Here is a 17,253-nt window from a genome sequence, read left to right as displayed (position 1 = left end):
ATGAAAGTGAAGCACACCGTCAGTACGCCAGAACATCGCTCATATCACCGCAACTGCGTCCTGGGCATACTGCTGTTAGCCAACCTGGGCCAAACAACCGCACAGGCGGAAACCATTACTATTGGCAAAGGTTCCGGCATTGTGTGGGAAGGCCTGCCGTTTAATGTCACCTTAAGTGGCAAGGTGGGTGTAACAGATAATGATCCCAAGGCAGGGTTATTGGCTATCTCTACCTACACCGATATATGTCAACCCACGAATAAATTGTCGTCCATCGCTGGCTATGAAGCACTAAAAATAGCGCCAGGCGTGGGGCTCATTCCCAAGGCCTCCGCTATTGCAAACTTTTACTGGTATACCTCCGAACCTGCTACGCTATCCGGTACGCTGGGGCTGCCAGAAACCAAAGGGGTGACCAACACTGGAGTTCAAGTAACCTCACCTACTACTTATAGCTGGTGCCTGTCGCCATCGATGGAAAAGGAACATAGCTACTATTCCGAGGGACGTATGCGTACAGCCACGATATCAGGCACCTGGGTACTGGTTGCCGATGGTCAGCAGAAGGCTGCTGAAATAACCATGCTGTCGACGATATATGCCGCCAGTCTCTCAAGGAAGTCAACTTGGAGTCTATCGTCCCCGATCTTCCCGATCAAGATCAAGCTGCGCATATCTACGCTTGAGTGTACGGTCAATACCCCCACTTCAATCACCTTTGGCAACGTAATGAAAAATCCGCAGGCCGGTACCGAACTGGGCGTGCAATCCTACCCACTCATCACCAGTTGCGGGCAATCCTCAGACTTTATCGATGCCAACATCAACCTGCAGTTCCGGCCATTGACCGGCCTGTATCAATCAGCCCCGACCCGTTTAGCCCTGCGCCAGGGCGGTGGCTATATCACCGGCGAGATTGATAACGGCGTGACCGGCAGTGGGAACTGCGCCACCACCAGCGGGCTGCCGTTCGATGATAGCCTGCTAAAAATTGGCAACATCACCAAAGCGCAAACCAGCCACAGTATCAACAATCAGGTGACCTGGCGGCTGTGTTCCGGGGGCAAAGATCTGCCGCTCGGCGACGTTAGCGCCGCCGCCGAAATGCTGGTGACGTTTAATTAGCCTGGACAGGACAATGTAAAGTGAAAAAAGCAGTCAATACGCCAGCGTATACCACATGTCACCGTAGCCGCGCTCTGTGCATACTGCTGTTAGCCAACCTGGGCCAAACAACCGCACAGGCGGAAACCATTACCATTAAAAAAGGTAAAGGCATTTTGTGGGAAGGACAAACGTTTAGTCAGAACTGGAACGCAGCCCCGATATTAAGTAGTGCGTCGTGGTACCACGAGGGGCTAATAGCTATCTCTTCTTCCGCTAAAGAGTGTCAGTTGGATAAGGACCTGAAAAACATTGGGGGTTATCGGGCGTATGAAATAGCACCAGGCGTAGGATTAATTCCCAGAGCCTCTGGCACTGCGAAATATGATTTGTACTCTGGCAAAACGGCTCAACTATCAGGTACCCTCGGGCTACCAGAGACCAAGGGCGTGCTCAACGATGGCACCTCGTTGAAACCGCAATCCCAGTTTACCTGGTGTCTATCACCAACAAACAGCAAGGTGGACGATTACTATTATAAAGCAAACGGTTACCGTACCATCAACCTATCTGGCACTTGGGTACTGGTGGCTGACGGTACCCAAAAGACAGCAGAAATTAACTTACCGGCGATGTATGCCGCCAGTTATGTAAGCAATAATCCCGGTATACTTACCGCCAGGATCCTCCCATCTGACATCAAACTACGAGTCTCCACGCTCGAATGCACGGTGAATACTCCGACCTCGATTTCCTTTGGCAAGGTCGGAAGAGATCGGCGGGTCGGGGCCGAACTGGGTGCGCAATCCTATCCACTGATAACCACCTGTGGGCAGCCCTCTGAATTTATTGATGCCAATATCTATCTGCAATTCAAATCGTTAACCGGCCTGTATCAATCAGCTCCTACCCGTTTAGCCCTGCGCCAGGGCGGTGGCTATATCACCGGCGAGATTGATAACGGCGTGACCGGCAGCGGAAGCTGCGCCACCACCAGCGGGCTGCCGTTCGATGATAGCCTGCTAAAAGTCGGTCAAATCACCCAGACGCAAGACAGCCTGAGTATCAACAATCAGGTGACCTGGCGCTTGTGTTCGGGGGGCAAAGACCTGCCGATTGGCGACGTGAGCGCCGCCGCTGAAATGATGGTGACGTTTAATTGAGGACGGCTGCCTGCATCTCTGATTTACTTGCGCTGTGGCAATCTTAATCGTCATTAAATATCTGGTTTGCGTAGTGCTTCCAATTTTTAGCTGTGACAGCCTATTGCCCGCTGGGCTAGTATAACGACTGTAATAGATCCTGATACCTGCGGCCCCCAAACCTCGGATCTTGCTGGGTTCAGCCTGGTTTTTTCGTCATTGTGCCGGCTTTGAGTGACAAAGGTTTGCCAGCCTGTTTGCCTGTCATATATGCTCGATCCCTTGACCAACCGATTGATTTATTTGAGCAGCGCTTGCTGCTGTTCATCCTGAAGGTTTTGGCGGTTTTTTAATGAGGCGACGTGATACCCAATGACGACAATGAATATCACAATCAACTTTGAATTCAATGGATTGGAACGGTAACGTTATGACTAGCACCGAAAAACTCAATTCGCACACCCCCATGATGCAGCAGTATTGAAAAATACAACATATCCAACTGATTATATTGAAAATTAAAAATAGTCATATAACCATAGGTTACACATAAGCTACTTTTTGGGATTTCAGGCAAGAAATTAAAAAGTTATTAACACCATCACATTATTCACATCTTAATAATTAGCATTGAAAGGTGATGTTTTTGGTTCTTTGTGCATGTCAATGGCTTGTCTTTGTGGCAGAATCATAAAGCTATGCAATCATTGCATTGTTATTAACACAGCATATTTTTATAAACTTTTAACACCTTACCTCAAAAAGGATAACAAAGTGGACAGAAGTGCAGTTGATACAATTCGTGGGTATTGTTATCAGGTTGATAAAACGATTATTGAGATTTTTTCGTTACCACAAATGGATGACTCGATTGATATAGAGTGCATTGAAGATATTGATGTCTACAACGATGGGCATTTAACTGCGATACAATGCAAATATTATGAAAGTACCGATTATAACCACTCCGTTATATCAAAGCCCATAAGATTAATGTTGTCACATTTTAAGGGCAATAAAGAAAAAGGGGCTAATTATTATCTTTTTGGGCATTATAAATCCGGTCAAGAAAAATTAACACTCCCATTAAAAGTTGACTTTTTCAAATCTAATTTCCTCACCTACACTGAAAAAAAATCAAACATGAATACCATATAGAAAATGGGCTTACCGAAGAGGACCTACAAGCCTTTTTGGATCGGTTAGTTATAAATATCAATGCAAAATCATTTGATGATCAAAAAAAGCAAACTATACAAATAATAAAAAACCATTTCCAATGTGAAGATTATGAGGCAGAGCATTATCTTTATTCTAATGCTTTCAGAAAAACATATGATATCTCTTGTAATAAAAAAGATAGAAGGATAAAAAAATCTGATTTTGTTGAAAGTATCAACAAATCAAAAGTCTTATTTAACATATGGTTTTATCAATATGAAGGAAGAAAAGAATATTTAAGAAAATTAAAAGAATCTTTCATACGCAGAAGTGTAAACACCTCACCTTATGCTCGTTTTTTCATCTTAGAATTTCAAGACAAAACTGATATAAAAACAGTTAAAGACTGTATATATAAAATACAATTAAATTGGTCTAATTTATCTAAAAGAACAGATCGACCATATTCTCCTTTTTTACTTGTTCATGGCATCAGCGATGATAAGTTATACGAATTAAAGAATCAATTATTCAATGAAGATCTAATTTTCACTGATGGGTACCCTTTTAAAGGAAGTGTATTTACTCCCAAAATGTTAGTCGAAGGCTTTTCAAATAAAGAAATCCACTTCCAATTTATCAACGACATAGATGATTTCAATGAAATACTGAACAGTATTAATATAAGAAAAGAAGTTTACCAGTTTTATACGGAAAACTGCCTTGACATCCCATCCCAACTACCCCAGGTAAACATACAAGTTAAAGACTTTGCCGACATAAAGGAGATAGTGTAATGAGCAGGAATAATGATATTAATGCAGAAGTAGTATCGGTATCGCCAAATAAATTAAAAATTTCCGTAGACGATCTTGAAGAATTTAAGATAGCAGAAGAAAAATTAGGTGTAGGATCTTATTTAAGGGTTTCAGATAATCAAGATGTTGCTCTTCTGGCGATCATAGATAATTTTTCTATTGAAGTTAAAGAAAGCCAAAAGCAGAAATACATGATAGAAGCAAGTCCAATAGGTCTTGTTAAAAATGGAAAATTCTATCGCGGTGGAGATTCACTTGCACTTCCTCCTAAAAAAGTGGAACCAGCGAAATTAGACGAAATAATATCCATATACTCAGATAGTATAGATATAAATGACCGTTTTACTTTTTCAAGTTTATCGCTTAATACCAAAGTATCCGTACCTGTGAATGGGAATAGATTTTTCAATAAACATATCGCTATCGTAGGTTCAACGGGTTCAGGTAAATCACACACTGTTGCCAAAATACTTCAAAAAGCCGTAGATGAAAAGCAAGAAGGTTATAAGGGATTAAACAATTCTCATATAATTATTTTTGATATACATTCTGAATATGAAAATGCATTCCCTAATTCAAATGTATTAAATGTGGATACATTAACCCTTCCATATTGGCTATTAAATGGTGACGAGCTAGAAGAGCTTTTTCTTGACACAGAAGCAAATGATCACAATCAGAGAAATGTGTTCCGTCAGGCAATAACATTAAATAAAAAGAGACATTTTCAAGGAGATCCAGCCACAAAGGAAATAATAAGCTTTCACTCGCCATATTATTTCGACATTAATGAAGTCATCAGTTATATTAACAATAGAAATAATGAAAGAAAAAATAAAGATAATGAACATATTTGGTCAGATGAGGAAGGAAATTTCAAGTTTGACAATGAAAATGCTCATAGGTTATTCAAAGAGAATGTAACTCCTGATGGAAGTTCAGCCGGTGCTTTAAATGGAAAACTTCTCAATTTTGTTGATCGATTACAAAGTAAAATATTCGATAAGAGATTAGATTTTATTCTGGGTGAAGGTAGCAAATCCGTAACATTTAAAGAAACATTAGAAACTTTAATAAGCTATGGAAAAGATAAATCGAACATAACAATACTTGATGTAAGTGGTGTTCCTTTTGAAGTACTTAGCATATGTGTATCATTGATATCTCGATTAATTTTTGAATTTGGCTATCATTCAAAAAAAATAAAAAGAAAATCTAATGAGAACCAAGATATCCCAATATTAATTGTTTACGAAGAAGCACATAAATATGCTCCCAAAAGTGATCTGAGCAAATACAGGACATCCAAAGAAGCAATTGAGAGGATTGCAAAAGAGGGTAGAAAATACGGAGTAACCCTTCTCCTTGCAAGTCAGAGACCTTCTGAAATTTCAGAAACAATATTTTCTCAGTGCAATACTTTTATTTCAATGCGGTTAACGAACCCAGACGATCAAAATTATGTTAAGCGATTACTCCCGGATACAGTAGGTGATATTACAAACCTCCTACCATCACTTAAAGAAGGTGAAGCATTAATAATGGGAGATTCGATATCAATTCCTTCCATTGTAAAAATAGAAAAATGCACAATGCCACCATCCTCAATTGACATCAAATACCTTGATGAATGGAGAAAAGAGTGGGTAGAATCGGAGTTTGATAAGATAATTGAACAATGGAGTAAAAGTTAATCTCAGAAGTGGATTCACTCTTGGTTAAGAGTGAATCCATTGATATCAATTGCTTTGTTGCAAATTTATATAATTTATCCTGTCATCATTAACCAATGAGTCAATAGATTCTTTTATGTCCCCTATTGTTTTAAGAACCTCTTTCATAATATCATCATACGAAATTATTATTTCTGTCTTTGTTTTTACAAAAAATATTTTGTCGATCATGAACTCTGAGTAGTTAACACGGTCTGTAACTTTCAAAAACTCAAAGCCGAATATATTCGTTTCATTAAATAGCGGTATATCCTTATATGCAATACCGTTATTTTCTTTCCTTAGAGACTCTGAATCTTTGAATACTGACAAATCCAGTCCTAATATTTTTTTAAGTAACCCATCATTTAAATAAGGAACACTGTCGATTTTTAAATTGATATATAATCCTTTGTAAGGTTTAGGGGATATTATATCAGGGATAAAATTATGTTTAACTAAGTTATTTAATTCTTTTAATATAGCAGGAGTATATGATTGATGGACCATCGCTGGATGGAGTCGTTGAGTGTAACCAAAAAGTACATCGCAAATTTCGTCAATAACATTTTTTCTTTTGGATAAAATTCTGAAATGTTTGTGTTTGAAGTAGGCTGCGAAAATCTCCCTCATCAAATCAATATCATATGGCATACCTTCTGGATGTTCGCTATGTTCCTCCCTATATTTAGCTATCTTTATGTTTAATTCATTAAGTTCAAGTTCTTCAAATGCTTTTGTTTTCTTACCTTCACGCCCTAATTGTTCAAGAAAAGATATAACCTCTTTATCATACATTAGGCTGAATACCTGGCCATTTATATCATCTTGGGTAAAACCAACTTTTGTTAATAATAAATTATAGAAATAATCTAAAACACTTGCATGAGCATTTAATATTGAACCAAGACTGAATTTAAGGTACCGCGAAACTTTCTCATCTGTATCTGATGAAAGATGCTTCCTACCTTTTATTTTTTGACTTTCATCACCTATCAATTCACTTGCATATTCCTTTAAGTTATAAACCTGACTCTCAACCCCCTGATAATAGCTGCAAATACTTTCAATGTATTGATCTTCAATCTTCATGTTTAATTCCCTTTTAAATAACTTTTACCGAAGAGTAATTATTATAATTAAATATCAGGTGGTTATGCATGGTATGACTAAGAGAAGCTCCGCATCTCTTGTCCCTTGCTTTTTTTCGCCGTTCCGTTGAAAAAGAAGTCTATAAGAATACATTAATTAATTTTTGAGCTACTGCTTTTTTTTCTTCAGGAAGAATAGATAACCATTTATCAAAAGCTTCATAGATTGAGTCATTATGGTTAATCTCCCATTTATTCCAATAGGTCATTAACTCCCATAAAGTTGGTTCTCTCTCGAATAGAGATAAAAGTTGATTTGCTACAATTCCATTTTTATCTCTATCGTATCTTTCAAGTTCTAAATACTCGATATTTTCATCAAGCCATTTTTTTAATAGTTGTTGTTTGGAAAGGTTTTTCTTTGGGTTATTTATAACTTTTTGTATATATTTTTCTATGTCATAGCCGTAATTACTTTTGGCATTTGGTAAAACCTTTGCTTTTTTCCAAACAGATGCCATTTTTCTAACTCCGAACATAGAAGCTAATTCACATAAAGACTCTTCAAACCAACTATATTTAGTATCTATAGTCAAATAGTTAGTTCTGATATGGCAATACTCATGAAAAAACTGATAATAGAATTGAGAATAATAACATCCTTGAGTGGTCAAATTCATATAATATTGCCCTGATAATCCTCTGTTGTGATATACCATTGGAGAATTAATATTCGGACTGTTACTAATTTCGATATTATAATGAATTGGCTTACCATAAAACGAGTCCATTAAATCTATTGCGGAATTAATTAGACAATGGATATCACTTGTTGAGATATCCCCCCAGTCACTATCTAAAATTATAATGCTCATGATAATCTCCTTTTGTTTTCAAGCGATTATATTATAAAAAATAAACAATGCAAACATTGACATAAATAACATTTAGTTTATAAATATAGAAGGTGAGCAAAGGAATTGCTCACTAAATAGCGAAACCATACACATATGAAAAGGAGTTTCTATGACTAATACTGGAGTGACCATATCCCAGTAGACAGTTTCTGTCCTCACGGCGAGGCCTTTTCGAAGGCCTCCGGACTTACGCCACCGAGATGACAGTGGCGCCGGGTACGGTTGTAGAACACTTCAATATAATCGAAGATATCCGCCCGGGCCATGTCCCGGGTTTTATATATTCGCTTTCTGACACGTTCTTTTTTTAGCGAACTGAAGAACGATTCTGCCACAGCATTATCCCAGCAGTTGCCACGCCGATTCATACTCGGGGCTAGGTTATTGGCCCGGCAGAACCGTTGCCAGTCATCACTACCATACTGACTGCCCTGATCGCTGTGCACAATGACGCTTTCCGCGGGTTTACGCCGCCAGACGGCCATCAGCAGTGCATCCAGTGCAAGTTCACGCGACAGCGTCGGTTTCATTGACCAACCCACCACATTACGTGCAAAGAGATCGATGACCACGGCCAGGTAGAGCCAGCCCTGCCAAGTGCGTATATAGGTAATATCCGTTACCCAGACCTGGTTAGGTTTCACAACCGTGAACTCCCGCTGTACACGGTTAGGGGCTATCAGTGACGGCCGTCCTCTGGTTCCACGAGGTATCTTGTAACCATGTACGGCACGTATCCTGTTTTGTTTCATGATCTTGGCTACCCGGTTTCTGCTACACGCCTCACCGACTTCGCGCAGATCGCAGTGAACCCTGCGATAACCGTAAACACCGCCGCTCAGTGCATAAGAGTTTCGGATTAATTCCAATAATCGCTGGTTATCCTTTTCTCCAGCAGAGACAGGGCAATGAAGCCAGACGTAAAATCCGGCACGGGCAACTTTCAGAACCCGACACATAGCTGCGATCGACCAGACATCACAGTGATCGTTGATGAAGCGGTACTTTAGTCGGGCTCCCTTGCAAAGTACCGCGCTGCCTTTTTCAGAATATCTCGTTCTTCCTCAGTACGTTTAAGCTGCGCTTTCAGCTTGAGGATCTCCGTTCTGGCCTCCAGTAAATCCTGGGCCTGATGTCCGCTGTTATCAGGTTTTACTGAACGCAGCCATTTATAAAGACTGTGTGCCGACACGCCAAGGCGTTCTGAAACGTCGGCAACGGAATAGCCCCGCTCAGTGATCTGGCGGACAGCTTCTTCCTTAAATTCAGGGGTAAATCGTGGTGCGCCCATAGACTCCTCCTATGCTCAATATATAGGCCAGATTTGTCTACGGGTTCGGGGTCACTCCAGTCGTTGTTGTGTCTGTGCATTACCAGCTTCGATTTCAATCGCATGTTTGACCGCAACATTCGCCCATCGGAAGGTCTGTTCAGCGGCTGTCCTGGCTCGACTGGCAATCTCGTCAAACTTACGAAGGATTTCATTACCAGTAAGATCCTTGATTCGAAGGTTTTGCCACTCTTTCAACCGATTTTCAGCTTTGTCCAATACATTTAAGGTGTTTGGTTTAGCGGGTTTGGTTCTTCCAAGTAAGTGACTCCTGTATTGGGCAAAAGCTTCACTTACGGTCAATTCAGCAAGATCGAGTTCCCTCTTAATCTTGTTAGGATTTCTCTTTGTTGCGATCATTGTCTGAACTAACTGTCGAGCGACCTCACGGGCTTGATCGATACTTGGAAAATCAGACACATTTCCAACCTTTACTTTCAAGACTGAGCTTGGTTTCTTACCCTCACTGACATTACGATCTGACGAGGCTACTCTTCGCTGGATCACATAGGTTTTTTTCGTCAAACTGACCTTCACACCGAAGCCAACAGGTGAATCACGGTGATCGTCAAAAACTATGTAAGGTTTTTGCTCCGGGTTTGCTTCGAAAACGACTTTTCCAGCATGGTTAAGGGTAGGCTTCACACAAATGCTTAACTTATTGATAATAAAAGCCTGATTGAGAGTAGTTTTCAAAGTATCACCACCATTTGTAGCCCAGATAAGAAGCCAAACTAATCTATCACGCATTGGGCTACAATTGAGCTACAAATTTATGAGTTTATGTGAGTTTAAAATAGTTTCATTTGGGGCCACATGAGCACTTGAAAGAATAGAAAAACGAGTAAAATCAATATGAATAAAGAAATTGACAAGGACTTCTCAAGCCATACTCCGATGATGCAGCAATACCTGCGCCTTAAGGCGCAGCATCCGGAGATCTTGCTGTTCTATCGGATGGGGGATTTCTACGAGCTGTTCTATGACGATGCCAAACGAGCCTCTCAGTTGCTAGATATCTCGCTGACCAAACGAGGTGCCTCTGCGGGTGAACCCATCCCAATGGCGGGCGTTCCTCACCATGCGGTGGAGAATTATCTCGCCAAGCTGGTACAGCTTGGGGAATCGGCCGCAATCTGTGAGCAGATTGGCGACCCTGCCACCAGCAAAGGCCCGGTAGAGCGTAAAGTGGTGCGCATCGTTACCCCTGGCACCATCACCGACGAAGCCCTGCTGCAAGAGCGCCAGGACAACCTGCTGGCCGCCATCTGGCAAGATGGCCGCGGCTTTGGCTATGCCACATTGGATCTCAGCTCCGGCCGCTTCCGCGTTGCCCAGCCAGAAGATCTTGAAACCATGGCAGCCGAGCTGCAACGTACCAATCCGGCTGAGCTGCTGTACCCGGAAAACTTCGAGCAAATGGCGCTGATCGAACAGCGCCACGGCCTGCGCCGCCGCCCGCTGTGGGAATTTGAACTGGACACCGCACGTCAGCAGTTGAACCTGCAGTTCGGCACCCGCGATCTGACTGGCTTTGGCGTCGAGCAGGCCCATCAGGCGCTGCGCGCGGCGGGCTGCCTGCTGCAATATGTCAAAGATACCCAGCGCACCTCGCTGCCGCATATCCGTGGCCTCACCATGGAGCGTCAGCAGGACGGCATCATTATGGATGCGGCCACTCGCCGTAACCTGGAAATCACCCAAAGCCTGTCCGGCGGCAGTGAAAATACCCTGGCGGCGATCCTCGATCGTACCGTCACCCCAATGGGTAGCCGCATGCTTAAACGCTGGTTGCATATGCCCACGCGCGACGTCCAGGTGCTGAACAACCGCCAACAGGCCATCGCCGCATTGCAACCATTGAGCAGCGAGTTGCAGCAGCCCCTGCGTCAGGTTGGCGATCTGGAACGTATTCTTGCCCGCTTGGCACTGCGCACGGCTCGCCCTCGGGATCTGGCCCGTATGCGCCACGCCTTCCAACAGTTGCCGGATATCCGCGCCCTGCTGGAAAATGCTGATGCACCACAGATGCAAAAGCTGTTGTCACAGGTCGGCCAGTTTGACGAATTGCAGGCACTGCTGGAGCGCGCCATTGTGGAAGCCCCGCCGGTGCTGGTTCGTGATGGCGGCGTGATTGCTCCGGGTTATAACGAAGAGCTGGATGAATGGCGAGCGCTGGCCGACGGTGCTACCGACTATCTGGATCGCCTGGAGATCCGCGAGCGCGAGAAGCTGGGCCTGGATACGCTGAAGGTTGGTTTCAACGGCGTACATGGTTACTACATTCAGGTCAGCCGTGGCCAAAGCCACCTGGTGCCGATCCACTATGTGCGCCGCCAAACGCTGAAGAATGCGGAACGATACATCATTCCCGAGCTGAAAGAGTATGAAGACAAGGTGCTGACCTCAAAAGGGAAAGCCTTGGCGATCGAAAAAGGGCTGTATGACGAGCTGTTCGATCTGCTGCTGCCGCATCTGGAGCAACTGCAACAGAGCGCCGCAGCATTGGCCGAGCTGGATGTGTTAGCCAACCTGGCGGAACGTGCCGAAACGCTGAACTACGCCTGTCCAGCCATCAGTGAGCAACCCGGCATTCGCATAATCGATGGCCGCCACCCGGTGGTGGAACAGGTGTTGAAAGAACCCTTTATTGCCAACCCGGTTTCCCTTTCACCGCAGCGCCGCATGCTGATCATTACTGGCCCGAATATGGGCGGTAAAAGTACCTATATGCGGCAAACGGCACTGATTGTATTGCTGGCGCATATCGGCAGCTATGTACCAGCAGCGAAAGCCACTATCGGGCCGGTGGATCGTATCTTTACCCGCGTGGGCGCAGCAGACGATCTGGCCTCCGGCCGCTCAACCTTTATGGTGGAAATGACCGAGACCGCCAATATCCTGCATAACGCCACGGAAAACAGCCTGGTGCTGATGGATGAGATTGGCCGTGGCACCTCCACCTACGACGGGCTTTCCTTAGCCTGGGCCTGTGCCGAAAACCTGGCCAGCCGCATCAAGGCTATGACGCTGTTTGCCACCCATTACTTTGAGCTGACTACCTTGCCGGAGAAAATGGAGGGCGTGGTTAACGTGCATCTGGATGCGCTGGAGCACGGTGATACCATTGCCTTTATGCATAGCGTACAAGATGGCGCTGCCAGTAAGAGCTACGGCTTGGCGGTAGCGGCGTTGGCTGGCGTACCGCGTGATGTGATCAAACGTGCGCGCCAGAAGCTGCGTGAGTTGGAGAGCCTCTCCAGCCAGACGGCGGCGGGTACGGTAGATGCCACCCAGATGACGTTGTTGAACGAAGAGGTGTCACCGGCGGTAGAAGCGTTGGAGACGTTGGATCCGGATTCTCTTTCGCCACGCCAGGCGTTGGAGTGGATCTACCGGTTGAAAAGCCTGGTCTGAGGCGGTTTAATTCCCTCAAGCACGTGTCCCCTCACCCTAACCCTCTCCCAAAGGGAGAGGGGACCGCCCGAGTTCGTTATCAATTACAGACACTGACCTGACCACGTTACTCGTCATCTTTCTTTTACGGAAAAACAGAATGATCACCGTACCTGATGACAACACCGTAACAGCCCCCTCTCCTTGTGGGAGAGGGTTGGGGTGAGGGGGTAACTAGCTAACCAAACAATCAGTAAGATCCCCACCCCAAACAGAAGCCAAATAACAGACATAAAAAAACGGTGAGCGTCATCAACGCTCACCGTTCTTATTTTATGACTATAACGCGTTTATTCGCGGAACAGTGCCTCAATACTCAGGCCCTGCATTTGCAGAATTTCACGCAGGCGGCGTAAGCCTTCAACCTGGATCTGACGAACACGCTCACGTGTCAGGCCAATCTCACGGCCAACATCTTCCAGCGTAGCCGCTTCATACCCTAACAGGCCGAAACGGCGAGCCAACACTTCACGCTGTTTGGCGTTCAATTCGAACAGCCATTTGACGATGCTCTGTTTCATATCATCGTCTTGCGTGGTGTCTTCAGGCCCGTTGTCTTTCTCGTCGGTCAGAATGTCCAACAGGGCTTTCTCTGAATCCCCACCCAACGGCGTATCGACAGAGGTGATACGTTCGTTCAGGCGCAGCATACGGCTGACGTCATCAACCGGTTTGTCGAGTTGCTCCGCAATCTCTTCAGCGCTGGGTTCATGATCCAGTTTATGAGAAAGCTCGCGCGCGGTGCGCAAGTAAACATTCAGTTCTTTGACGATATGGATCGGCAAACGGATAGTCCGGGTTTGATTCATGATCGCCCGTTCAATCGTCTGGCGGATCCACCAGGTCGCATAGGTGGAAAAACGGAAACCGCGCTCTGGGTCAAACTTTTCCACCGCACGGATCAGGCCAAGGTTACCCTCTTCGATCAGATCCAGCAGCGCCAGGCCGCGATTGCTATAACGACGGGCAATTTTCACTACCAGCCTCAGGTTACTTTCTATCATGCGGCGGCGGGACGGCACGTCTCCGCGCAGTGCACGCCGCGCAAAATAAACTTCTTCCTCTGCGGTCAACAGAGGGGAGTAACCGATTTCGCCCAGATAGAGCTGCGTGGCATCCAATACGCGTTGGGTAACACCTTGAGACAACAGTTCGTCTTCCGCCAAGTCATTCTCGCTGGTCTCTTCTTCTACCTGCGCTTTTTCATCGAATGACTCAGCCTCCATGGCGTTTTCATCGAAATCTGCATCGTCATGTAACTCGTTAACTTTCAGCGTATTTTGGCTCATAAAGCGGCTCCTACCCGTGATACCGCGAGCAGAATACAGCGCATTCTGCCCAATCTATCGCTGCGGAAGGTAACGCAGCGGGTTTACGGATTTCCCCTTGTAACGAATCTCGAAATGCAAACGTACTGAACTGGTTCCGGTGCTTCCCATCGTTGCTATTTTCTGCCCCGCCTTAACTTCTTGTTGTTCCCGGACCAGCATGGTGTCGTTATGGGCGTAGGCACTCAAGTAATCATCGTTGTGTTTGATGATGATTAGATTACCGTAACCCCGCAAAGCGTTGCCTGCGTACACTACACGGCCATCGGCGGTAGCAACAATAGGCTGCCCACGGGAACCAGAGATATCGATACCTTTATTCCCACCTTCCGATGAGGAGAAGTTATCGATGATCTTACCGTCAGTTGGCCATTTCCAGGTGCTAACTGGGGCGCTGTTGCTAACGGTGCTCGCCGGTGGCGTAGCAGCTGGTGCGGTAACAGGAGCTGCGGCTGAGCCTGCCACAACGGCTCCTGATGCAGGTAACATTTTACCTACATTCTGTTTACTCGAGTTATCAGAATACGCGTTCGTTGATGGAGAATCAACCGTTGCAGTTTGTATCTGGCTGGTAGAAGGCGGTTTTGACACCGTACCAGTACCACCAGCTAACATCCCACCGCCGCCGTTGGCAGAACCACTCCCCAATTGCAGGGTTTGGCCGACTTCCAGGCTGTACGGCTGTGGAATATTATTGCGTTGGGCCAGATCGCGGAAATCGTTGCCGGTGATCCAGGCAATATAGAACAGCGTATCGCCACGCTTGACGGTATAGGTACTACCACCGCTGTAGCTCCCTTTGGGGATCGAGTTATAACTACGGTTGTAAACAATACGCCCCTGTGATGCATTACCGCCACCGGCGTTGGCCGATGCGGCGGCTCCACCACCACCGACGCTGCTGATAGGTGCCGAGGTAGAATTTTTATCCGAACAGCCAACTAACCACACACTTAACATCGTACACACCGCAACTCGGCGTAAAGAACTCATTGGGCTTCCCGTGCTCATGCTTCCCCCATAACAGCAATATCAAAAAATACCCTATACATCGTAGCCGAGCTTTGGCTTTCTCTCAGTTTCACAACGCAAGGTTTCCCCGGCCGATCCCTGAAAACCAGGAGATCACCCACCAAGGAGCTAAAAAATCGTGGCGCCAATGCTAGCCACATTGGCACGATCACGCCATAAGACAACTACATACTGGAACAATTCTATTGAAAATTAATATTATTCAGCTTGATGACCATGGTAGACGGGCGCAACATGCAGCGCCCCTACAAGTCTGTTATCCACCTTTATGACCGACCGGCTAAGCCAGTTCGCCCTTCACCAAGGGAACGAATCGCACCGCTTCAACGGTATCGATGGAAAATTCACCACCCCGCCGCTGAATGCATTGCAGTACCTGAGCCTGTTCGCCCACCGGCAACACCAAAATGCCACCTTCGTCCAACTGCTGCATCAACGCCTGCGGGATCTCCGGCGGCGCGGCCGTCACGATGATCGCATCAAATGGTCCACGCGAACCCCAACCTTGCCAACCGTCGCCATGGCGGGTTGAGACATTGTGCAGATCAAGCTGCTTAAGGCGACGCTTGGCCTGCCACTGTAGCCCTTTGATGCGTTCAACGGAGCAGACGTGCTGCACCATATGCGCCAGGATCGCGGTCTGATAACCCGAACCGGTGCCAATCTCCAGCACACGCGAGCTCGGTTGCAGATTCAGCAGCTCGGTCATGCGCGCTACCATATAAGGCTGAGAAATCGTCTGCCCCGAGCCAATCGGCAGGGCCGTGTTCTCATAGGCTTTATGGGCTAACGCTTCATCTACAAAACGCTCACGCGGTACGTTCTCGATTGCCTTGAGCAGCCGTTCGTCCCTGATCCCTTGCTGGCGCAGCTGTGCCAGCAGCGTTTGTATGCGTTTGTTCACCATTCCCCGCTAACCTCTGCTTTGGTTAACCATGTTGTCAGCACATCTTGCGCCCCGTAGGCGGTCAAATCCACCTGCAAAGGCGTGATCGACACGTAGCCCTGCTCCACGGCGGCAAAATCCGTGTCTGGGCCCGCATCGCATTTATCACCCGGCGGCCCGATCCAATACAGCATCTGGCCACGCGGATCCGCTTGGCTAAACACCTTATCGGCGGGATGCCGGCTGCCACAGCGGGTCACACATATCCCTTTAATTTCCGCCAACGGTAAATCAGGGACATTAATATTCAGGATTTTACCGGTACGCAGCGGTTCTTGTTGTAACGCGCGCAATATACGGCAGGTCACTACCGCCGCCGTCTCATAATGCTGATGACCGTTGAGCGACACCGCCAACGCGGGCAGCCCCAAGTGGCGGCCTTCCATCGCAGCAGCCACAGTGCCGGAATAGATAACGTCATCGCCGAGGTTTGGCCCGGCGTTGATACCGGACACCACGATCTCCGGTGCTGGCAGCATCAGTTCGTTAACGCCAAGGTAGACACAGTCCGTCGGGGTGCCCTGCTGCACGGCGATATCGCCGTTGGGCAACGTCAGCGTACGCAGCGGCGACTCCAACGTCAGCGCATTGGAAGAACCACTGCGGTTACGATCGGGGGCCACCACCTGCACTTCAGCAAACTCGCGCAACGCCGCCGCCAGAATCTGGATACCCGGGGCGCTAACGCCGTCGTCGTTGCTCAGGAGTATTCTCATATTGCAGTTAAACAGCTTTCTTGATAAAAGCGATAAAACGAGGATTTTGCCCTATTTTTTTACATCTATCTGTTTTTAATAAAATTTTCAATAGTAAGCCCAACCTGCCGTTTTACCTATTGTGACTTGCGTGGTACAGCAAGGCTTGCTCGCTGTTGTTGATAGTATTGGCCAAAACGGCCACCTATGCGATCTACTATACAATTCAACGGTCATCAGTGGCAAACGGGGCAGGATAGCCCCCTAGGCAAAGGGGCCAGGTTGAATACCTGAGGTAGGGTGAGGGCCGACGAGTTCGCCCCTCCAGACTATTGGGTCGTGGGCATATAAACAACACGCAGCTTGCCGGTGTAATCCCCCGCCGTTTTATCCGCCATTGAGAAGGCTGGCGTCGTCAGGGTCAGCGGGGCCGGTACGCAAAGTACCGGGGCACCACCGCCAGGTAGCACCACCATCCGCTGGATATTACGGCGGTTAGTATCGCTCCAGACGATTTCTGT

14 protein-coding genes and 1 pseudogene are annotated in these 17,253 nt (G+C 46.3%); 6 read left to right on the top strand and 9 right to left on the bottom strand.

The window, feature by feature from the left end:
* The first annotated feature begins 6 nt into the window (after positions 1-6).
* From ABIE29_RS20040 to herA, 5 genes are all read left to right on the top strand, one after another.
* A complete protein-coding gene (locus tag ABIE29_RS20040; RefSeq protein WP_429620650.1) occupies positions 7-1,125 on the top strand; it encodes a hypothetical protein in 1,119 nt (372 codons plus the stop codon).
* 20 nt (positions 1,126-1,145) lie between these two features.
* Positions 1,146-2,267, top strand: a complete 1,122-nt coding sequence (locus ABIE29_RS20035; protein WP_429620648.1) for a hypothetical protein — start codon at positions 1,146-1,148, stop codon at positions 2,265-2,267.
* 753 nt (positions 2,268-3,020) lie between these two features.
* Positions 3,021-3,404 carry a hypothetical protein gene (locus tag ABIE29_RS20030; RefSeq protein ID WP_429620646.1) on the top strand — a complete coding sequence of 128 codons (384 nt, stop codon included), beginning with the start codon at positions 3,021-3,023 and terminating at the stop codon, positions 3,402-3,404.
* 35 nt (positions 3,405-3,439) lie between these two features.
* Positions 3,440-4,204, top strand: coding sequence for a hypothetical protein (locus ABIE29_RS20025; RefSeq protein ID WP_429620644.1), 765 nt, complete (start codon positions 3,440-3,442; stop codon positions 4,202-4,204).
* Positions 4,204-5,919: an anti-phage-associated helicase HerA gene (gene herA / locus ABIE29_RS20020; protein WP_429620642.1), complete on the top strand. Its 1,716-nt coding sequence runs from the start codon at positions 4,204-4,206 to the stop codon at positions 5,917-5,919. Before ABIE29_RS20025 ends, herA begins: the two co-directional genes overlap by 1 nt.
* A 45-nt stretch (positions 5,920-5,964) precedes the next feature.
* Here herA and ABIE29_RS20015 read toward each other — a convergent pair whose 3' ends face one another.
* The 4 genes and pseudogenes from ABIE29_RS20015 to ABIE29_RS20000 form a co-directional block, all read right to left on the bottom strand.
* Positions 5,965-7,029: a hypothetical protein gene (locus ABIE29_RS20015; RefSeq protein WP_429620640.1), complete on the bottom strand. Its 1,065-nt coding sequence runs from the start codon at positions 7,027-7,029 to the stop codon at positions 5,965-5,967.
* A 139-nt stretch (positions 7,030-7,168) separates the two neighbouring features.
* Positions 7,169-7,903, bottom strand: coding sequence for a hypothetical protein (locus ABIE29_RS20010; RefSeq protein WP_429620638.1), 735 nt, complete (start codon positions 7,901-7,903; stop codon positions 7,169-7,171).
* Between the two features lie 197 nt (positions 7,904-8,100).
* A protein-coding gene (locus ABIE29_RS20005) for an IS3 family transposase (protein ID WP_429620636.1) occupies positions 8,101-9,236 on the bottom strand; the annotation gives its coding sequence in 2 pieces (ribosomal slippage) (positions 8,101-8,990 and positions 8,990-9,236; 1,137 coding nt in all).
* A 60-nt stretch (positions 9,237-9,296) separates the two neighbouring features.
* Positions 9,297-9,971: pseudogene (locus ABIE29_RS20000) on the bottom strand (integrase); the annotation flags it as partial.
* Between the two features lie 159 nt (positions 9,972-10,130).
* On the opposite strand from ABIE29_RS20000, the gene mutS reads away from it, so the two are divergent.
* Positions 10,131-12,692, top strand: a complete 2,562-nt coding sequence (gene mutS / locus ABIE29_RS19995; protein ID WP_429620634.1) for a DNA mismatch repair protein MutS — start codon at positions 10,131-10,133, stop codon at positions 12,690-12,692.
* Between the two features lie 329 nt (positions 12,693-13,021).
* Here the strand turns inward: mutS and rpoS are convergent, their stop codons facing one another.
* From rpoS to ABIE29_RS19970, 5 genes are all read right to left on the bottom strand, one after another.
* Complete coding sequence (gene rpoS, locus ABIE29_RS19990; protein WP_024484093.1) at positions 13,022-14,020, bottom strand: RNA polymerase sigma factor RpoS; 999 nt, start codon at positions 14,018-14,020, stop codon at positions 13,022-13,024.
* A 54-nt stretch (positions 14,021-14,074) separates the two neighbouring features.
* Positions 14,075-15,052, bottom strand: coding sequence for a murein hydrolase activator NlpD (nlpD, locus tag ABIE29_RS19985; RefSeq protein WP_429620632.1), 978 nt, complete (start codon positions 15,050-15,052; stop codon positions 14,075-14,077).
* A 319-nt stretch (positions 15,053-15,371) separates the two neighbouring features.
* Positions 15,372-15,998, bottom strand: a complete 627-nt coding sequence (locus ABIE29_RS19980; RefSeq protein WP_429620630.1) for a protein-L-isoaspartate(D-aspartate) O-methyltransferase — start codon at positions 15,996-15,998, stop codon at positions 15,372-15,374.
* Positions 15,992-16,753 carry a 5'/3'-nucleotidase SurE gene (surE, locus tag ABIE29_RS19975; RefSeq protein ID WP_429620628.1) on the bottom strand — a complete coding sequence of 254 codons (762 nt, stop codon included), beginning with the start codon at positions 16,751-16,753 and terminating at the stop codon, positions 15,992-15,994. Before surE ends, ABIE29_RS19980 begins: the two co-directional genes overlap by 7 nt.
* A 308-nt stretch (positions 16,754-17,061) precedes the next feature.
* Positions 17,062-17,253 (bottom strand): CfaE/CblD family pilus tip adhesin (locus ABIE29_RS19970; protein ID WP_429620626.1); only part of this gene is annotated, 192 nt, incomplete at its 5' end.

The sequence above is a fragment of the Serratia sp. 2723 genome (assembly GCF_050434425.1).
In the GTDB taxonomy this organism is placed as follows: Bacteria; Pseudomonadota; Gammaproteobacteria; order Enterobacterales; family Enterobacteriaceae; genus Chania.
This window is presented reverse-complemented; position numbering and strand designations above follow the sequence as displayed.